This window comes from Pseudomonas sp. GW821-FHT05H12 (assembly GCF_059419385.1).
The window spans coordinates 59,471-77,557 of the sequence record NZ_JBWKRS010000007.1 but is presented as its reverse complement, the minus strand read 5'-3'; the positions used below and the strand labels follow the sequence as shown (position 1 = coordinate 77,557).

The following is an 18,087-nucleotide window of genomic DNA, read 5'->3' as shown; positions in this document are numbered from 1 at the left end:
TTCGCGACCTGGGTTCTTTTATAGTTGTTAGAGCTAACAGCTACCCGTCTGCATCGCGTCACACTGCCCAGCCTCAACCGGTCAGAAGGTAAGCGCTACATCCAGGCCTTCGGGCGCCGCGTACTCGGACATCCGCCGACGGGACAGTTCGAGGTGGGCCCGCACGATTTCCCCGGCCAAGACCGGGTCGTGTCGTTCAATTGCGTCGATCATGTCGTCGTGCTGCTGGGCGGCCACTTCCAGGTCTTCCTGCATATCCACCGTGGTCGGATGGCGGTAGAAGATCTTGCCCAGACGGGCGTGGTCGATCAGCAAGCGCTGCAAGCTCGGCATCAGGTAGGCGTTGTGGGCCATCTTGCCGATCTGCAGGTGAAACTCGTCGTTGTACAACACACGGTTCTCGACATCTTTTTCATCGATGGCCGTGCGGAACAAACCTTGTATCCGCTTCAATTCCTCAACTTCAGCCGGCGTCGCGTGGGAGCAGGCCAACTGCGTGGTGGCGATGTAGATCAACGGCGCCGCCAGGAAAAAACTGCGCAGCGACTGGTAGCTCATCGCCGACACCCTTGCCGCGCGGTTGGCTTCCAGATCGATGTAGCCCTCCGCCGCCATCTGCCGCATCAGTTCACGCACCGGTGGGCGCGACAAACCGAACTCATCACACAGCGCCAACTCATCCACCACGGCACCCGGTGCCAGTTCCATGCTGAGGATGCGGCGCCGTAGCGCGTCCCCCAGGACCGCCTTGCGGTCGATGGTTGGCTCGACGGGAGCCGGGGTGCTGAGTTCTTTGGTAGCCATGGTGAAACCTTCCTAGTAGTAAGTGCACACGGTCTACTACCTGTATTCGCACTATAAAACAACAATATTCTTATTGTCTACAATTAATATACACAACGTAAAACGAGACGATGGCCCAATGGCTACGGGCTTAATCAGTCATTTGACGAGGCGGATTTCCTTCGAAGGCCGATGCCCGAAATAGGCGCTGTAGCACTTGCTGAAATGACTGGGCGAGACGAAACCACAGGCCACCGACACCTCGACGATGCTCAGCGAGGTGTGCTGTAACAACCGCCGCGCCTCGGTGATGCGCAGGTCCATGTAATAACGCTGCGGCGAGGTGCCGAGCTGTTCCTTGAACAGGCGCTCGATCTGCCGTCGCGAGCGGCCGGCGTACAGGCACAGATCGAGCATTTGCAACGGTTCTTCGAGGTTGACGTCCATCAGGTTGATCACCTCACGCAGCGGCCCGCTGACAGACAGGTTCAACATCGGCTTGATACGCCTGAAGCGTGACGCCTCGAACGCCAGGATGTCCTCGATGCCATCGGTGAGGCTTTTGCCGTGCAGGCTGCGGATCCACTCCAGGGCCATATAGAAGGCACCCGTCGGGCTCGATGCCGTCAGCCGATCACGATCCACCACGTAGGCTTCACTCGTCACTTGGGTAAGCCGGGCTATCTCGGCCACTGCAGGACGGTGCTCCGGATGCACCGCGCACCGATACCCGTCCAACTGCCCTGCCCGGCCCAAAAACCACGCACCGTTCCATATCCCGGCCAGCGCCGCGCCCTGTTCCACCGCCACTTCCAGCAACAGGCTCAGTTCATCGTTGTAGCGCAACGACGTGCGATAGCCACCACAGATCACCAGCAGGTCCAGTTCGCACACCGCATCGGGCGTCAGGTGCTCGTCCGGCCGGATCATCAGGCCCAGGTCGCTGACAATTTCGTCGGTGCCAAGGCCAAAGGTTTTTGTCGCAAACACTGCCGGCCGCAACAGGTTGGCGGTGACAATGGTATCGAGCGCCTGAGTGAAGGCCGGCAGCGAAAAATGCTCCAGCAGCACAAACCCCGCCCGCGCCCTGCGCACCTCCTGGCTCGGCTGAGCGTCGAGATAGCGCAGGTTCTTGCCCTGCATCGCACCGCAGAATTGCCGTCGAGCTACCACGTCAGACACGCCGAGCCTGGCGCTGCAACGCACCGCGTGACAGGCGATCGAGCAACAGCGCCACGGCCACAATCGCCAGTCCGGCGCGCAGGCCCAGGCCCATTTCCATGCGGGTCAGGCCGCGCGTCACTTCGGCGCCCAGCCCCCCAGCCCCCACCAACCCGGCCAACACCACCATCGCCAGCGACAGCAGGATGCACTGGTTAAGCCCGACCAACAAAGTAGGCGCGGCAGTGGGCAACTCGATCTTGAACAGGATATGCCGAGGCGACGCACCCATGGCCTGGCCCAACTCCAGCAGGTCCTTGGGCAGTTGCTTGAAGGCCAGGGTGGTCAAGCGCAGCATCGGTGGAATGCCATACACGATGGTGGCGATGATCGCCGGCACACGGCCCAGGCTGAACAGCATCACTGCCGGGATCAGGTACACCCACGGCGGCACGGTTTGCATGATGTTGAGGATCGGCAGCAGCGCCGCGTCCACGCGCTTGACCCTTGCGGCAAGAATGCCCAGGGGAAACGCGACGCTGACAGAAATCAGCACCGCCACCGAGACCAGCGCGATGGTCTGCATCGACGCCACCCACAGCCCGGCGAACAAGCAGAACGCCAACATCAGCCCGGCAAACAGAGCCACCCGCCACTTGGCCAGGCCCCATGCCGCCAGCACCACCACAGCAATCAGCCCATACGCAGGCGGCGCGAGCAACACCGTCTCGATGGCGCCCAACGTGGCTTCGATGATCTTGCTGATGATCACGAACACGCCATGCAGGTTGGCATTCAACCAATCGATGGCCGGCGCCAGGAATGCGCCCGGGGAAAAGCGAAAGTCCGTCACGTTCATTGGCTGGCTCCCTTGCGCGCCTGGGCAGCAGCCTGCGCGAGGCGGTCGAGAATCATGGTAAGAATAACGATGGCCAGCGCGGCGTTGATCGACTTGGCGATATCCAGGGTACGCACCGCGCCGTAGATGGTTTCGCCCAAGCCCCCGGAACCGACGATCCCGGCGATGACCACCATGCCGAACGCCATCATCAGGCTCTGGTTGACCCCGGCCATGATGCTGGGCATGGCGAACGGCAAGCGGATCTTGAAGAACATCTGCAGGCCGGTCACGCCGCTCGCGTCGCCGAGTTCGACGAACTCCTTGGGCGTCATGCGAATACCCAGCGAGGTCAGGCGCAAGGCCGGCGGCACCGCAACAATAAAGGTCGCCAGCAACGCGGTAGCGGGGCCGTACCCGAGCAAGGCGATGGCCGGCAGCAGATAGATATAAGGTGGCAACGTTTGCACCAGGTCCAGGCACGGGTCGACCACGCGGTCGAACGCCGGCGTCAACCCGGCCAGCACGCCCAGCGGTATCGCCACCAGCAGTGCCAGCAAGGTGGCGGTGAGCACCAGGGCCAAGGTGCCGACGGTTTCCGGCCACAGGCCGATAAAACTGCACACCAGCAACGCCAGCGCCGACAGCAGCGCAAACCGTGCACCCACCATGCGCCAGCCCAGCAGGCCGACCGCCATGGCAATCACGTAGAACGGCGGCGCCGCGAGACACCACTGCACGGCCTTGAACACGCCAGTCAGCGCGGTATTGGCCCCCTCGAAAAACGCCTCGCCGTTGTCCTGCAGCCACATCAGGCCCGCGTCCACGGCCGCATCGAATTGCACCGAGAAATCCGGGACGCTCATGACGAAGTCTCCAACACGGGAGTCAGCGCCTGGGCGTCGTTGGGGATGCCCTGCACGCCGCGCAACAGGTCCTTGGCGGTGATCACGCCGACCACCACGCCGTGCTCGACCACAGCCAGGGGTTCAAGGTCGGCGTTCATGGTCAACCCGATCAGCGCATCGATATCCGTGTCGGGGGAGGTCTGGGGCAATCGAGAGAAATCGCACAGCGGGAACGTTCGTGTGTAGAGCGCAATCGGTGTCATCACCGAATGGGCCTTGACCAGGTGCAAGCGCGAGATGCCCGCGACGAATTCGGCGACGTAATCATCGGCCGGGTTCAATACGATTTCTTCGGCGGTGCCGACCTGAATAATCACCCCGTCCTTCATGATGGCGATGCGATCACCGATGCGGATCGCCTCCTCCAGGTCGTGGGTGATGAACACGGCGGACTTGCCCAGTTCCTTGGTGAGTTGACGGAACTCATCCTGCAACTGGCGACGGATCAACGGGTCGAGCGCGCTGAACGGCTCATCCATCAGGATAATCTCAGGGTCAGCAGTCAGCGCACGGGCCAGCCCGACACGCTGCTGCATGCCACCCGACAATTCGCTGGGGTAACGCGAGGCCCAGTCGGTCAAACCGACCTTGGCCAACGCACGCTCCGCCACCTTGTAGCGCTCAGCCTTGCCGACGCCCTGCACCTCCAGACCGAAGGCGGTGTTTTCCAACACCGTGCGGTTAGGCAGCAACGCCACGCTCTGGAACACCATGCCAATGTTTTTCGCCCGCACATCCCGCAACTGCGCGGGCGATAGGGCAGACAGATCCTTACCCTTGACCAGCACCTTGCCGGCGCTGGGGGTGATCAATTTGTTCAGCAAGCGGATCAGGGTCGACTTGCCACTGCCGGACAAGCCCATGATGCAAAAAATCTCGCCGCGGCGAACCTGTAGGCTGACATCCGACACCCCTACTACACAGCTGAAATCCTGCAACACCTGGGTCTTGCCGAGCCCCCTGCTGACCACCGCGTCCATCGCCGCCTTGGCATTCTGACCGAAGATTTTCCAGACCGACTGGCAATCCACGAGCACTTCGTTGGTGTCTATTTTGACCGTTGTCATCTTTGAGCCTATTGAACCAGTCGGGCTGGTTTTTCTAATGGATCAGAACGCGTTATCCGTACCTGGCAGTGGCAAAAAAAGGTCGATGCTTATTGTTTGATATTGGCCCAGCGTTTCATCAGGTCTGCGTGGTTGTCGGCCCAACCGGCGACCGCTTCATCCATGGTCTTGCCGTCCTTGACCACACCGTTGATGGCGGTGATGTCGGCCAATGGCACGTACACGCTGGCGATGACCTCACGGGCATGGGGGTATTCGGCGGCAAAGCCTTTATGACCGATCCAGTAGTAAGCCTGGGGCGGCGCGAAGGAGCCTTTTGGGTCCTTGAGGAACTTGAGGTCGAACTTCTGGGCCATCCACGACGGCTCCCAGATCGTGACCGCAACCCATTCCTTGCGGTCGACCGCCGACTTGAGCGCGGCGGTCATGGCGGCGGTGCTGCCTTCGAGCAATTGCAGCTTGAGGCCATAGTCCTTGACGGCCTTGTTGGCATCGCTCATCAAGCCCGAGCCGGGTTCGATGCCGACGATCTTGCCGCTGAACTTCTCGGCGTTGTCATTGAGTTGTTCCAGGGAATCGATGTCGACGTACTTGGGCACCGCGATTGCCTGGTACAAGCCGTAGGAAACCGGAGAGAGTTTTTCCAGGCGGTTCTTGTTCTTGTTCCAATAGTCCTGGGTGGCGTAGTCGGTCTGCGAGGCCAGTACCTGCACATCGCCTTTGGTCAACGCGGCATACGCGATGCCGATTTCGGAAAACTCGACGACCTTGACGGTGTAACCGGCATTCTCCAGGACCTTCCTGGTAATGCCGGTAATGGGGGTCAGGTCCTCCCAGGACATCGTCCCGACGGTGATGGTTTTTTCTTCTGCTTGCGCGGGAAGAATCACCATCCCCATCAGTGCAACCGCACAAACCGTTTTCCAGAATTTCTTCATGGCGTGCCTCGATCTCATTTTATTTGTAGTGTCGGACCTCTGGTTGCCAGAGGAAGGAGTGACGCGAAAACAAGGGGTTCAGCGCTGAAAAAGACTGCCGGGCGAAGCCAGACTGGCATGGGGGAAAGTGCGGGTCAATAGGATGTATTTTCTGTGTATACAAATAGAATTCACACAAAACACAAAATAAATAATATTTTTATGAGTTAAATCATCGAGTTACAGAGGTACGTCTCGACGGTAGCAGGTCGCTTACAGGAAAGTATCGGGTCGTTTTTGGAATGCAGTTGCGAGGGGGAGAAACGGTGTTTGGAGGAGGCAGGCGCCAAGCCTACCCCTTGAGCTTGTCCTGAATATGCTCCGGCCAGATCGTCATCGCCATCCGCGCCACCTGCTGCAGACTTTCGCGAGAGGCCCCATCCCGAGCCTGCACCGACATGCCCTGCTGTACGCCAATGATGAACCTGGCGAAGGTCTGAACATCGGTGTCGGCGGGCAACTCTCCCTCGGCAACAGCCTCGGCGATTCGCTCTTCAAGTTTCATCACGCCTGTTTGACGCAGATCCTGTACCCAGCAGCCAAGGGATTGCGGCCCTTCACTGCCGACATTTGACAGGGTCACCATGCAGCCACCCGGCCGGCCTTTCAATGTGAGCACGTCAGCGGACTCCATCAGGAACTGCTCAACCGCCTCACGCACGGGTGAAACCTCATACACCGGTTTCCAGATCGACGGAGTGACGACCTCCCGATAACGCGTTACCGCCTCGACGTACAACGCCTCCTTGCTGGTGAACGCGGCGTACAGGCTGGGAGAACCAATGTCCATGGCGCTGCACAGTTCTGAAATCGACGTTGCGCTGTAGCCTTTTTCCCAGAACAGCGTCATCGCGGCATCGAGTGCTTGATCACGGTCGAAATTGCGTGGACGACCTCGGGTAGACATGGGTGACTCCTATTTCTGTATCGATCACCACAATAATTGATTGACAGCCCTGGAACAACCTCAGCATATTTATATAACGATCAACACAGAAAGGCGGCTCACATGACCACTCTCAACGGAAAACGCGCCCTGGTAACGGGCGCAAGGCCTTGGCCTTGCAGGCCGACAGCGCCGACGCGCAGGCGGTGAAAAACTCGGTAGATCAGGCCGCAGAGGCATTGGGCGGGTTGGACATACTGGTCAACAACGCCGGCATTTTTCAGTACGGCACGCTGGAAACCCTGGACTTGGCCACGCTGGACGCGGTGATCGACGTCAACATCAAGTCCGTCATCCTCGCCAGCCAGGCCGCGTTGGCGTACCTGCCGGACGGCGGTCGTATCATCAACCTGGGCAGTTGCCTGGCCGAGCAGGTTCCCGCAGCCGGCTTGAGCATTTACTCCATGAGCAAATCCGCACTGATCGCCTTCACCCAAGGCCTGGCCCGCGACCTGGGGCCGCGCGGCATCACGGTCAATATTGTTCACCCCGGCCCCACCGACACCGACATGAACCCCGCCGACAGCGAGAAAGCCGCCGCCAGCAAGGCCGGCATCGCGCTGGGCCATTACGGCACCAGCGAAGACGTTGCGGCGGCGGTGGCCTTCCTTGCCAGCCCCGGCGCCAAGCAGATCACCGGTGCAGGTCTGCTGGTCGATGGCGGCGTGAACGCTTGAGGCCGATGCGCGCTGTGTGTCAGAGATTTCCACGAAAACAAAAAAAGACGCAAAAGCGTCTCCTTCCATAAATCGCAGGCAAAAAAAAGCCACTCGTTAGAGTGGCTTTTTTCGTAATGCTTGGAGCGGGAAACGAGACTCGAACTCGCGACCCCGACCTTGGCAAGGTCGTGCTCTACCAACTGAGCTATTCCCGCTTGGTGATGCGCATTCTATAGAAATCTCAGAACTCGTCAACCGCTTGATTCAAAAAAGTTTTATTTCTTTTCCACGGTGGTGCGCAGGTGAGGCCAGGCAGCGCGCAGATATTGGAGCATGGACCACAGTGTCAGGCCGGCAGCGATCAGCAGCAGCGCGTAGCCAATCAGCACCCAGAAGGAGAAGTCCGACGGGTTGGCCAGCAGGATCACCAAGGCCAGCATTTGCGCAGCGGTTTTCCACTTGCCCAGGTTGGACACGGCCACGTGGGCGCGGGCGCCGATTTCGGCCATCCATTCGCGCAGGGCCGAGACGACGATCTCGCGGCCGATGATCACGGCAGCCGGCAGGGTCAACCACAGGTTGCCGTGTTCCTGCACCAGCAACACCAGGGCGACAGCGACCATGAGTTTGTCGGCCACCGGGTCCAGGAACGCACCGAACGGCGTGCTTTGCTCCAGGCGGCGTGCCAGGTAGCCGTCGAGCCAATCGGTCGCAGCGGCAAATGCAAAGACCGAACTGGAGGCGGCATAGCTCCATTCGTAAGGCAAATAGAACAGCAAAATGAAAATCGGAATAAGCAGGACGCGTAGAACGGTGATCAGATTAGGGATATTCATCGGCACAACTGGCTACGAGGTGGAAAGGCATTCTATTCGCTGTGCAGATTGGCATAAATCAACTCAGCAAGCTTTTTACTGATACCGGGTGCTTTGGCTATTTCGTCAATGCTGGCACGGGATAGCTCTTGCAAGCCACCAAAATGTTTAAGCAAGTCACGCCGCCGTGTCGGTCCTACCCCCGCCACCCCTTCCAGGGTTGAGGTTCGCCGAGTTTTGCCACGTCGGGCGCGGTGGCCGGTAATGGCGAAGCGGTGGGCTTCGTCGCGGATCTGCTGGATCAAATGCAACGCCGGTGAGTCGCCCTTCAAAGTGAACTCATGGGCGGCATCATTCAAGTACAACGTTTCGAAACCGGCCTTGCGCGTGGCGCCCTTGGCCACGCCGAGCAGGATCAGGTCGGGCACGGCCAGTTCGTTGAGCACGTCACGGGCCATGGACAACTGCCCCTTGCCACCGTCCACCAGCAGGATGTCGGGGAGCTTGCCCTCCCCGTCCTTCAGCTTGCTGAAGCGCCGCGTCAGCGCCTGGTGCATGGCGGCGTAGTCATCGCCCGCCGTCACACCTTCAATGTTGTAGCGCCGGTAGTCGGCCTTGATCGGCCCTTCCGGCCCGAACACCACGCAGGAGGCCACCGTGGCCTCGCCGCTGGAGTGGCTGATGTCGTAGCACTCCAGGCGCTGCGGTGGTTCGTCCAGGTTGAGCACTTCGGCCAGGGCGTCGAAGCGCGCGGCGACGTGCTGCCGGTTGGCCAGCCGTGCGCCCAGGGCCTGTTCGGCGTTGGTCACCGCCAACTGCTGCCAGCGGGCACGGGTGCCGCGCACGCGGTGGCTGATGTCCAGTTCGCGGCCACGCAGTTCGTGGATCGCCTCGATCAAGGTGGGGAAGTCTTCATGCACCACATTGACGATCAGCTCCGACGGCAGGTCGCGCTCGGGACTGCTGACGTAGTACTGGCCGAGGAACGCGGCCATGACTTCGGCCACGTCTTCGTCGATACCGGTCTGCGGGAAGAAGTTCTTGCTGCCCAGCACTCGCCCGCCGCGCACGCTGATCAGGTGCACACAGGCGCCGCCCGGGTTCACGAAGGCTGCGATCACGTCGACGTCGCCGGTGCCGCCTTCCATGCTCTGCTGGTCCTGGACTCGGCGCAGCAAGGAGATCTGGTCGCGCAGTTCTGCTGCCCGCTCGAAATCCAGCGTACTGGCCGCCTGCTCCATGGCCCCCGACAGTTCATCGGTGAGCGCATTGCTGCGACCTTCGAGAAACATCACCGAATGGCGCACATCCTCGGCGTACTCCGCCGGCTCAACCAGGCCTACGCACGGCGCCTTGCAGCGTTTGATCTGGTATTGCAGGCAGGGCCGCGTGCGGTTCTTGTAGAAGCTGTCTTCGCACTGGCGCACAAAAAAAGTCTTTTGCAGCAGGCTCAGGCTTTCGCGGATCGCTCCGGCGCTGGGATAAGGGCCGAAATACTTGCCCTTGAGCTTCTTCGCGCCCCGGTGAATGCTCAAGCGCGGGAAGTTGCCGTCGGACAAATACACGTAAGGGTAGGATTTGTCGTCGCGCAGCAGGATGTTATAGGGCGGCCGCCATTCCTTGATCAGCGTCTGCTCAAGCAGCAGCGCCTCGGTTTCATTGGCGGTGATGGTGGTCTCGACCTGGGCGATACGCGCCACCAAGGCGGCGGTCTTGGGCGCAAGACCGGTCTTGCGAAAATAGCTCGCCAGGCGGTTCTTCAGGTTCTTGGCTTTGCCGACATAAAGCAGGCGTGCCTCGCTGTCGAACATGCGGTACACGCCAGGGCGGCCACTGCAGGTTGAGAGGAAGGCACTCGGATCAAACGGTGTGGTCATGTCAGGCGCTGGCGTCCACCATGCCGTGGCGTACCGCGAGCAGGGTCAATTCAACATCACTGCTGATGGCGAGCTTCTCGAAAATACGATAGCGGTAGGTGTTGACGGTTTTGGGCGACAGGCACAGCTTGTCGGAGATCGTCTGCACCTTCTGGCAACCGACGATCATCAGGGCGATCTGGATTTCCCGCTCCGACAGCGCATCAAACGGCGAGTCACTGGTGGGCTGGAACGATTTAATGGCCAATTGCTGGGCAATCTGTGGGCTGATGTACCGCTGGCCAGCAAATACCAGGCGAATGGCTTGCACCATCTCCGCCAGGCCTGCGCCCTTGGTCAGGTAACCCGCCGCACCTGCCTGTAGAAGGCGTGTAGGAAACGGGTCTTCCTCGCACACGGTCACCACCACGACTTTGATGTCCGGATGGCTGCGCAACAATTTGGTAGTGGCACCAAGACCGCCGATCCCAGGCATCTTGACGTCCATCAAAACCACATCGGGTTTCAACTCCCGGGCCTTGATCAGGGACTCCTCCCCCGACTCAGCCTGGCCGACTACTTGCAGGCCATCGATGTCAGCCAGCATTCGTGTAATGCCTGTACGAACGAGATCATGGTCATCGACTACTAGCACCCTAATCAAGCAGACACCTCGCGATATGGTCTTATAGGTTGCTGAACACCTTAGCAAAAAACCAAGGTGCAGACCTAGCTGCAAGCGTCATATATATAGAGTTTGCGTGCGATTTCGGCCATCGCCGACTCGCAGCCGGCCTCTTATGCTGAGCAAAAGGTCAACTTTACCCTGGCGCCAATGCGCTACGCCTCCGGAACACGAGGACATTCGCGCTCCATGCGCCAGAAACAATCTTCCTCTCCAACGATGCTCAAACCCAGCCGCTGGTACAGTCTTCTTGCTGGATTGGTCTTGAACACCGTCAAGCGCAAAAGCCCCTGCGCCTGGGCCTTGAGCGCCATCTGTTCGAGCACCCAACTACCCGCGCCGTGTTTGCGACAGCTCTCCAGCATATGCAGCTCGCGGATATACAGCGCCCGGCTGTCACGACTCAGGCTGATAAAGCCCATCACCGTGTCATCGTTGCAAATCAGCCAGTTCTCGCGCCCCGCCCAGGCGACGTCGAAACCATCGTCAGACCACAACAACCCATATTGAAGGTAGTAGCGGCTCATGGCTTCGCGGGTGAGCTTTCGCGCAAACACACGATCCTCATCTGTCGCTGCTCGAAGGTGAAACGCCATGGCTAGAGGACGACCACTTGGCCAGCCCACTGCACGCCCTCACGGCGGGCGATCACCAAGGCGTCGCCAACGCCGGGGGCGGATGCGAGCAAACTGCCATCAACCGACCAGATGGCACTGCGACCAGCACACACGTAGCCACCCGAGGGGCCACCATGGTTGGCCATCAACACCACCAAGCCATGCTCGGCGGCGTATCCCTGGAGCAGCGCGCTGTCATTGGCATAACCGCCTTCGCTGATCAGTACACCTGCGGCATACACCGTGGCCCCCGATTCAGCCGCCTGCCGTGGATGGCTGGCGTGGGAAAAGTCTGCACATACCGCCAGCGCAATACGATCACTGCCCCGTTCGAGCGCTTCACCGCCCTGCCCCGGGATAAACGCCACCTCTTCACCCGGGTGCAGGTGCTGCTTGGTGTAGACCGCCAGGGAACCGTCCGCCCCCAGCACCAATGCGCCAATCAGCACGCTGCCCTCAGGTGCCAGGCGGATCGGCATCCCCACCACCGCCGTCATTCGCAACTCCCGCGCCATTTCCCGCAGCGGCGCCAGCACCGCGTCATCCAGGGCAATCGCCAGGCCGGCCGCCAGCGACGGCTCATACCCGGTCAGCGACAATTCCGGGAACACCAATACCTGCACGCCATACTCGGCGGCGGCGTGCATCAATCGCAGATGCCGCTGGATATTGGCGGGCACGTCGCCGGCGATGGAGGCAGATTGAGCAGCAGCAAGGGTCAAGGCAGTCATGGTCGCGTCCAAGCAATCGGTATCAAAGTGTTATCAGCATATCCCGACCGATAGCCGTCAGTACCCCTGCGCGATAGAAATTACCGATTGAATCCTCCTGCGTGCCTCTAGTAAGCTCACCCCCATCATTTGGAGACATAACATGTTGCAACTCACCCACACTCAGGTTTGCCCTGCTGCCAGCGCCCCGCGTTCGGTATCGGCTACCCGCGTGAACGGTTCGAGCGCAGCTGTAAGCTTTTATTTTGGGTATTGGTTTAGCCACTGGCGCGCCTGATACCTGAAATCGGCGGCCACTACTCAAGGGGTCGCCTGCCAGAGAAATCTAACCCCCGGTCGGCTCCCCGACCGGGGGTTTTGTTTTTTCAGGCCCTTAACTTTTTTGAAGAACATTTAAAGGAATCACGACATGAACTACGCCACCTATTACCGCTACGACACCAGCACTGCATGGCGATTTAGCAAGCTCCGTTCGGGACAGCCTGCCGCCTCCGATCGGTCACCTATTGGTGGCAAACCAACACACGTCGCCGATACGGCCAATTGTCGAACACCCCAGTAGGGCCGAGCGTGCGGGAATAGCCCGCCGCTTGCCCAGGAAGCCTTGGATATGAACTCTGCCACCGCCGCTCTGCCTGTTGCCAACCTGTCCAGCGCCAACGAAGCGCTGACCCAACGCCTGCCCAGCTCCCTCGAGCTCAAGCACCAGCTGCCCCTCAGCCCGTTCCTCAATGAACAAGTCCACGCCCATCGCCAAGCCGTGCGCGCTATCCTCAATGGCGAAGATTCACGTTTGCTGGTGATTGTCGGCCCGTGCTCGATCCACGACCCCGAGTCGGCCATGGAATACGCGCGCAACCTGAAGAAACTCGCACTCGACGTCAGCGACCAGATGCTGCTGGTGATCCGCGCCTACGTCGAAAAACCGCGTACCACCGTCGGCTGGAAAGGCCTGGCCTACGACCCGCACCTGGACGGCAGCGACGACATGGCCGCCGGCCTCACGCTGTCGCGCGAATTGATGCGCGAAATGCTGCGCCTGGGCCTGCCGGTGGCCACCGAATTGCTGCAACCCATGGCCGCCGGCTACTTCGACGACCTGCTCAGTTGGGTGGCGATTGGTGCACGCACCACCGAGTCCCAGATCCACCGTGAAATGGCCAGCGGCCTGGGCATGCCCGTGGGCTTCAAGAACGGCACCGATGGCGGCGTCGCGATTGCCTGTGACGCGATGCGCTCGGCATCCCACCCGCACCGCCATTTCGGCGTCGACAGCCAGGGCCACCCGGCGATCATCCAGACCCCGGGCAACCCCGACACCCACCTGGTGCTGCGCGGCGGTCACCGTGGGCCGAACTACGACGCCCAGAGCGTGGCCCAAGTGAAACAGGACCTGGCCAAGTCCAAGGTGGCGGCACGGATCATGGTCGACTGCAGCCATGCCAACAGCGGCAAGGATCCGCTGCGTCAGCCGGCGGTATTCAATGACGTGCTGGAGCAACGCCTGCAAGGCGACACTTCGCTCATCGGCATGATGATTGAAAGCCACCTGTTCGAAGGCTGCCAGCCGTTGAGCGCGTCGATGAAATACGGTGTGTCGGTGACCGATGGTTGCTTGGGTTGGGCGGGGACTGAGCAGCTATTGCGCAGTGCGGCGGAGCGTCTTCGCGCGCACAGCACCGAAACCTCTGACATGTGAAGATCAAAAATGTGGGAGCTGGCTTGCCTGCGATAGCGGTACATCAGCTACAGATGCGTAGCCTGACAGGCCGCCATCGCAGGCAAGCCAGCTCCCACATTTGACCCACAGTGAACTCAAGGCCGGGGATACAACGCCTCGTCGAACTGCGCCAGCTTCGGAAACACCAAGGGCTGCTCATCCGCCAGCCCTTGCAGCCGCTGTTCATACGCCACCAGAAAGTCCCGCCGCGCCTCATCACTGATGTACGGCACATGCCACGCCACAAACGGCGCCAGCACGTCATAGCCCACATACGCCAGCGTCCCCCGCAGTATCGGGCGCAGCATGTCCTCCAGCGGCCCATGGATCGCCCCCTCGCCGAACATATGCTCACGCCCGCCCAGGGTCACCGTGACCATCGCGCGCTTGCCCGCCAACCCGCCTTGGTCATAGAAGCGCTTGCCGCCGTAACACACCCCCGACACCAGCACCCGGTCGATCCAGCCCTTGAGCATCGCCGGCGCCGAGAACCAGAAGATCGGGAAGTTGAGGATCAGCAGGTCCGCCCACAACAACTTGTCCAGTTCAGCCTGGATATCCGCCGCAATCGACTGCTTTTTCACCCCCAGCCGCTGCTCCAGCGCATACACCAGGTAGTCAGGGTTTTCCCGCGACGAAAAGTCCGCCGCCGACGCCACCGGGTTCCAGTGCATGGCATACAAGTCGCTGACCTGCACCGCATGCCCCTGGCCTTGCAGCGTGGCAATGGCCTTATCGCGCAGAGCGGCAGTGAATGACTGCGGTTCAGGGTGAGCGTGAACAATCAAAACCTTCATGGGAATTCCTCAAACAGTGTGGGCCGCCCGTTGGGCCAGCAGGTGGTCGAGCCAGTCGGGGTCCATTTCCGGCTCCGATGAGAACAGCAGGCCGGTGTAGTCCTGGTACGGCGGGGTGAAAATCGCACTGCGACTGCCGTGGTCCACCACCCTGCCCCGCTGCATCACCACCACCTCGTCGGCGATGGCGCGCACGGTGGCGACGTCATGGGTGATAAACAGGTAGGCCACGCCGAGTTGCTGCTGGATTCGGTTGAGCAGCTTCAACACGCCTTCGGCTACCAACTGATCAAGGGCCGAGGTGACTTCGTCGCAGATGATCAGTTGCGGGTCAGCCGCCAGGGCGCGGGCGATGCAGATGCGTTGCTTCTGCCCACCGGACAACTCCCGTGGCTGACGCTCCATGAACACCGCCGGGTCCAGCTCGATCATTTCCAGCAGCTCGGCAACGCGGGCGCGCAGGGCCTTGCCCTTGAGCCCCAGGTAAAACGCGAGCGGACGACCAATGATGTCGACGATGCGCTGGCGTGGGTTCAGCGCGGTGTCCGGGATCTGGTAGATCATCTGGATGCGCCGCAGCTGCTCCTTGCTTCGCCGCCGAAAATCCACCGGCAGCGCCTCGCCGTCGTACAGCACCTGTCCGGCCGTAGCCGGCAACAAACCAGTGATCAGCCGCGCCGTGGAGCTTTTGCCGCTGCCGGACTCGCCGATCACGGCCAGGGTCTGGCCGCGATACAGCTTCATCGACACCTCATGCAGCACCGGCTGATGCCCATAACTGGCGCACGCCTGGCGCACCTCCAGCAACGGCACCTGCTGCGTCGGGCAGGCCTTGGGCTCAGTGCGGAAACTGCGCACCGCCCACAGCGACTTGGTGTAATCCTCTTGCGGCTGGCTGAGCATGCTACGGGTGTCGGCTTCCTCCACCAGCTTGCCGTGGCGCAACACCATGATGCGGTCGGCCATCTGCGCCACCACCGCCAGGTCATGGCTGATGTACAGTGCGGCGCTGCCGAAAGTTTTCACCGCATCGCGGATCGCCGCCAACACTTCGATCTGGGTGGTGACATCGAGGGCCGTGGTGGGTTCGTCGAAGATGATCAGGTCCGGGTGACAGGCCATGGCCATTGCCGTCATCACACGCTGCAACTGCCCGCCCGAGACTTGATGGGGGTAACGCTGGCCAATGCTTTCCGGGTTGGGCAGGCGCAGCACGCGGTACAGTTCCACCGCCTCGCGTTCAGCTTGGGCACGGCTGATGCCGCCATTGATCACGGCGGTTTCCACATGCTGGTCGATCAACCGATGGGCCGGGTTGAACGACGCCGCCGCGCTCTGCGCCACATAGGCGATGCGCAGGCCGCGCAGCTTGCGCAGCGTTTCGGGCTTGGCCTGCAGCAGCTGGATGCCGTCAAAACACACCGAGCCACCGGTGATGCGGCAACCGTCCCGCGCATAGCCCATCGCGGCCAGGCCAAGGGTGGACTTGCCCGCCCCCGACTCACCGATCAACCCCAGCACTTCGCCGCGCTGCAAGGTCAGGTCGATGCCCTTGATCAGCGGGTGCCACGCGTCTTCGTAATGTCCTTCGATCTGCAGGTTGCGGATTTCCAGCAATGGCGTGTCCATCCTCAACACTCCTTCAGGCCGCTGGATTTATGCAACATCCAGTCGACGACGAAATTTACACTCACCGTGATCAATGCCACGGCCAGCGCCGGGAGCAACGGGCTGATGTCGCCGAAGGTAATCAGCACCGCGTTGTCACGTACCATGCTGCCCCAGTCGGCGGTCGGTGGTTGAATGCCCAGGCCGAGAAACGACAGCGCACTGATAAACAAAAAGACAAAGCAGAAGCGCAGGCCGAATTCGGCAATCAACGGCGCGGCCGCATTGGGCAACACCTCGCGGGTGACCAGCCACCACAGGCCCTCGCCGCGCAGGCGGGCGGCCTCGACGAAGTCCTGCACCACCACGGTCATCGCCACGGCACGGGACAGGCGAAACACCCGCGTCGAATCCAGCAAGGCAATCACCAGCACCAACGAGGTGGCGTTGGTGCCGACCACGCTGAGGATCAACAGCGCGAAAATCAGCTGCGGGATCGCCATCAGCACGTCCACCACCCGCGACAGGCCCTGGTCGATCCAGCCACCTTTGATGGCCGCTACCAGGCCACTCAAGCCCCCCAGCAAAAACGCGAGGGTGGTGGTCAGAAAAGCGATGCCCAAGGTGTTGCGCGCGCCGTAAACCAGGCGGCTGAACATGTCGCGCCCCAGGTTATCGGTGCCCAGCAGGAACTGGCCGCTCCAGGGCGCGAAGCCCTCACCCACCACCTGGGTTTCACCATAGGGCGCAAGCAATGGCGCAAACACCGCCACCACGATGTACATCACAATGATCAGCAGGCCGAACTTGGCGCTCAACGGCGCCCGTGCCACTTGGCTCAACAGGCTCATGGTCTACCCCTTCGGATGCATCAGGCGTGGGTTGCTGGCGATGGACAACACGTCCGCCCCGGTATTGAGCAGGATGTAAGTCGCGGCAAAGATCAGGCTGCACGCCTGTACCACCGGGATGTCGCGCTTGGACACCGAGTCCACCAGCAACTGGCCCAGGCCCGGGTAGACGAACACCACTTCGACCACCACCACCCCCACCACCAGGTACGCCAGGTTCAGCGCGATCACGTTGACGATGGGCGCCAGCGCGTTGGGCAAGGCGTGCTTCCAGATAATCCGCGACTGGCTGATGCCCTTCAGGCGCGCCATCTCGATGTACGGGCTGGCCAGCAGGTTGATCAGCGAGGCGCGGGTCATGCGCATCATCTGCGCGATCACCACCAGGCTCAGGGTGGCGACCGGCAACACCGAGCGTTCCAGGATCGTGCCCAGGGTGGCGTCCGGCGCCAGGTTGGACAGGCTGGGGAACCAGCCGAGCTTCACCGAGAACACCAGGATCAGCAGGTAGGCGACAAAGAACTCCGGGAACGACACCGCGCTGAGCGCCGAGGTATTGAGCAGGCGGTCGAACCAGCTGTTGCGATACAACGCCGCCAGCATGCCCAGTACCAGCGCAGTGGGCACCGAGACCAACGCCGCCAACGCGGCCAGGCTCAAGGTGTTGCCCAGGCGTGCGCCGATCAAATCGGCGATGGGTCGCTGGTTGGCCAGCGAAGCACCCAGGTCGCCGTGCAACAGACGCAGCAGCCATTGCGCAAAACGCGTGAGTGGCGGCAAGTCCAGGCCCAACTGCGCCCGAAACGCCGCCACGGTTTCCGGCGTGGCGGACTGGCCGAGCATGGCTTGGGCGATATCGCCGGGCAGCATGCCCACGGCGAGAAAGATGATCACCGAGACGGCGAACAGTGAGAATAGGCCGAGGGCCAGGCGTTGGAGGACCAGTTTCAACAAGCTATTCATCGTGCGATTCCTTGACTGGGCACACGTTCAAAAACACCACCGCTACCTGTAGGAGCTGGCTTGCCAGCGATAGGGCCAGTGGCATCTCTGGCACTCTCAAGGCAG

17 protein-coding genes, 1 tRNA gene and 1 pseudogene are annotated in these 18,087 nt (G+C 61.1%); 2 read left to right on the top strand and 17 right to left on the bottom strand.

The window, feature by feature from the left end:
* Window positions 1–81 precede the first annotated feature (81 nt).
* The 7 genes from AC07SU_RS08335 to AC07SU_RS08305 form a co-directional block, all read right to left on the bottom strand.
* Window positions 82–804: a GntR family transcriptional regulator gene (locus AC07SU_RS08335; RefSeq protein ID WP_178925749.1), complete on the bottom strand. Its 723-nt coding sequence runs from the start codon at window positions 802–804 to the stop codon at window positions 82–84.
* Between the two features lie 138 nt (window positions 805–942).
* The gene (locus AC07SU_RS08330; protein WP_494996836.1) at window positions 943–1,956 is read right to left on the bottom strand and encodes a GlxA family transcriptional regulator; all 1,014 of its coding nucleotides are present in this window, start codon (window positions 1,954–1,956) and stop codon (window positions 943–945) included.
* Between the two features lies 1 nt (window position 1,957).
* On the bottom strand, window positions 1,958–2,803 hold the full coding sequence (locus AC07SU_RS08325; RefSeq protein WP_494996731.1) for an ABC transporter permease: 846 nt from the start codon (window positions 2,801–2,803) through the stop codon (window positions 1,958–1,960).
* Window positions 2,800–3,648, bottom strand: a complete 849-nt coding sequence (locus tag AC07SU_RS08320; RefSeq protein ID WP_494996730.1) for an ABC transporter permease — start codon at window positions 3,646–3,648, stop codon at window positions 2,800–2,802. Before AC07SU_RS08320 ends, AC07SU_RS08325 begins: the two co-directional genes overlap by 4 nt.
* Window positions 3,645–4,757 carry a quaternary amine ABC transporter ATP-binding protein gene (locus tag AC07SU_RS08315; protein ID WP_494996729.1) on the bottom strand — a complete coding sequence of 371 codons (1,113 nt, stop codon included), beginning with the start codon at window positions 4,755–4,757 and terminating at the stop codon, window positions 3,645–3,647. Before AC07SU_RS08315 ends, AC07SU_RS08320 begins: the two co-directional genes overlap by 4 nt.
* An 89-nt stretch (window positions 4,758–4,846) precedes the next feature.
* Window positions 4,847–5,695: a glycine betaine ABC transporter substrate-binding protein gene (locus AC07SU_RS08310; RefSeq protein ID WP_494996728.1), complete on the bottom strand. Its 849-nt coding sequence runs from the start codon at window positions 5,693–5,695 to the stop codon at window positions 4,847–4,849.
* A 331-nt stretch (window positions 5,696–6,026) separates the two neighbouring features.
* Complete coding sequence (locus AC07SU_RS08305) at window positions 6,027–6,641, bottom strand: TetR/AcrR family transcriptional regulator (protein WP_494996727.1); 615 nt, start codon at window positions 6,639–6,641, stop codon at window positions 6,027–6,029.
* A 146-nt stretch (window positions 6,642–6,787) separates the two neighbouring features.
* On the opposite strand from AC07SU_RS08305, the pseudogene AC07SU_RS08300 reads away from it, so the two are divergent.
* A pseudogene (locus tag AC07SU_RS08300) lies at window positions 6,788–7,357 on the top strand (SDR family oxidoreductase); the annotation flags it as partial.
* Window positions 7,358–7,478: 121 nt separating this feature from the next.
* Here AC07SU_RS08300 and AC07SU_RS08295 read toward each other — a convergent pair.
* From AC07SU_RS08295 to AC07SU_RS08270, 6 genes are all read right to left on the bottom strand, one after another.
* A tRNA-Gly gene (locus tag AC07SU_RS08295) sits at window positions 7,479–7,554 on the bottom strand.
* Between the two features lie 60 nt (window positions 7,555–7,614).
* Window positions 7,615–8,175: a CDP-diacylglycerol--glycerol-3-phosphate 3-phosphatidyltransferase gene (gene pgsA, locus AC07SU_RS08290; RefSeq protein WP_105700203.1), complete on the bottom strand. Its 561-nt coding sequence runs from the start codon at window positions 8,173–8,175 to the stop codon at window positions 7,615–7,617.
* A 32-nt stretch (window positions 8,176–8,207) separates the two neighbouring features.
* Window positions 8,208–10,031, bottom strand: coding sequence for an excinuclease ABC subunit UvrC (gene uvrC, locus AC07SU_RS08285; RefSeq protein ID WP_176997608.1), 1,824 nt, complete (start codon window positions 10,029–10,031; stop codon window positions 8,208–8,210).
* Window position 10,032: 1 nt separating this feature from the next.
* Window positions 10,033–10,674 (bottom strand): response regulator transcription factor GacA, encoded by a 642-nt coding sequence (gene gacA / locus AC07SU_RS08280; RefSeq protein ID WP_003190387.1) that lies wholly within the window; start codon window positions 10,672–10,674, stop codon window positions 10,033–10,035.
* A 176-nt stretch (window positions 10,675–10,850) separates the two neighbouring features.
* On the bottom strand, window positions 10,851–11,291 hold the full coding sequence (locus AC07SU_RS08275) for a GNAT family N-acetyltransferase (RefSeq protein ID WP_176997607.1): 441 nt from the start codon (window positions 11,289–11,291) through the stop codon (window positions 10,851–10,853).
* 2 nt (window positions 11,292–11,293) lie between these two features.
* Window positions 11,294–12,043: a carbon-nitrogen hydrolase family protein gene (locus AC07SU_RS08270; protein WP_494996726.1), complete on the bottom strand. Its 750-nt coding sequence runs from the start codon at window positions 12,041–12,043 to the stop codon at window positions 11,294–11,296.
* 610 nt (window positions 12,044–12,653) lie between these two features.
* On the opposite strand from AC07SU_RS08270, the gene AC07SU_RS08265 reads away from it, so the two are divergent.
* The gene (locus tag AC07SU_RS08265; RefSeq protein ID WP_176997605.1) at window positions 12,654–13,742 is read left to right on the top strand and encodes a 3-deoxy-7-phosphoheptulonate synthase; all 1,089 of its coding nucleotides are present in this window, start codon (window positions 12,654–12,656) and stop codon (window positions 13,740–13,742) included.
* A 116-nt stretch (window positions 13,743–13,858) separates the two neighbouring features.
* Here the strand turns inward: AC07SU_RS08265 and AC07SU_RS08260 are convergent, their stop codons facing one another.
* The 4 genes from AC07SU_RS08260 to AC07SU_RS08245 are packed head-to-tail and all read right to left on the bottom strand — an operon-like array spanning window position 13,859 to window position 17,982.
* Entirely contained in the window at window positions 13,859–14,560 is a 702-nt protein-coding gene (locus tag AC07SU_RS08260) for an NAD(P)H-dependent oxidoreductase (protein ID WP_494996725.1), read from the bottom strand.
* Between the two features lie 9 nt (window positions 14,561–14,569).
* Window positions 14,570–16,189, bottom strand: coding sequence for an ABC transporter ATP-binding protein (locus AC07SU_RS08255; RefSeq protein ID WP_494996724.1), 1,620 nt, complete (start codon window positions 16,187–16,189; stop codon window positions 14,570–14,572).
* 2 nt (window positions 16,190–16,191) lie between these two features.
* Window positions 16,192–17,019 carry an ABC transporter permease gene (locus AC07SU_RS08250; RefSeq protein WP_176997602.1) on the bottom strand — a complete coding sequence of 276 codons (828 nt, stop codon included), beginning with the start codon at window positions 17,017–17,019 and terminating at the stop codon, window positions 16,192–16,194.
* A gap of 3 nt (window positions 17,020–17,022) precedes the next feature.
* A complete protein-coding gene (locus AC07SU_RS08245) occupies window positions 17,023–17,982 on the bottom strand; it encodes an ABC transporter permease (RefSeq protein WP_494996723.1) in 960 nt (319 codons plus the stop codon).
* Window positions 17,983–18,087 lie beyond the last annotated feature (105 nt).

Excerpts from the sequence above, each read along its gene's own strand:
- AC07SU_RS08255 (WP_494996724.1), bottom strand. The coding sequence starts at position 16,189 with ATGGACACGCCATTGCTGGAAATCCGCAACCTGCAGATCGAAGGACAT.
- AC07SU_RS08265 (WP_176997605.1), top strand. The coding sequence starts at position 12,654 with ATGAACTCTGCCACCGCCGCTCTGCCTGTTGCCAACCTGTCCAGCGCC.
- AC07SU_RS08305 (WP_494996727.1), bottom strand. The coding sequence starts at position 6,641 with ATGTCTACCCGAGGTCGTCCACGCAATTTCGACCGTGATCAAGCACTC.
- AC07SU_RS08325 (WP_494996731.1), bottom strand. The coding sequence starts at position 2,803 with ATGAACGTGACGGACTTTCGCTTTTCCCCGGGCGCATTCCTGGCGCCG.
- AC07SU_RS08275 (WP_176997607.1), bottom strand. The coding sequence starts at position 11,291 with ATGGCGTTTCACCTTCGAGCAGCGACAGATGAGGATCGTGTGTTTGCG.
- pgsA (WP_105700203.1), bottom strand. The coding sequence starts at position 8,175 with ATGAATATCCCTAATCTGATCACCGTTCTACGCGTCCTGCTTATTCCG.
- AC07SU_RS08310 (WP_494996728.1), bottom strand. The coding sequence starts at position 5,695 with ATGAAGAAATTCTGGAAAACGGTTTGTGCGGTTGCACTGATGGGGATG.
- AC07SU_RS08335 (WP_178925749.1), bottom strand. The coding sequence starts at position 804 with ATGGCTACCAAAGAACTCAGCACCCCGGCTCCCGTCGAGCCAACCATC.
- AC07SU_RS08270 (WP_494996726.1), bottom strand. The coding sequence starts at position 12,043 with ATGACTGCCTTGACCCTTGCTGCTGCTCAATCTGCCTCCATCGCCGGC.
- AC07SU_RS08315 (WP_494996729.1), bottom strand. The coding sequence starts at position 4,757 with ATGACAACGGTCAAAATAGACACCAACGAAGTGCTCGTGGATTGCCAG.
- AC07SU_RS08245 (WP_494996723.1), bottom strand. The coding sequence starts at position 17,982 with ATGAATAGCTTGTTGAAACTGGTCCTCCAACGCCTGGCCCTCGGCCTA.
- uvrC (WP_176997608.1), bottom strand. The coding sequence starts at position 10,031 with ATGACCACACCGTTTGATCCGAGTGCCTTCCTCTCAACCTGCAGTGGC.
- AC07SU_RS08260 (WP_494996725.1), bottom strand. The coding sequence starts at position 14,560 with ATGAAGGTTTTGATTGTTCACGCTCACCCTGAACCGCAGTCATTCACT.
- AC07SU_RS08250 (WP_176997602.1), bottom strand. The coding sequence starts at position 17,019 with ATGAGCCTGTTGAGCCAAGTGGCACGGGCGCCGTTGAGCGCCAAGTTC.
- AC07SU_RS08320 (WP_494996730.1), bottom strand. The coding sequence starts at position 3,648 with ATGAGCGTCCCGGATTTCTCGGTGCAATTCGATGCGGCCGTGGACGCG.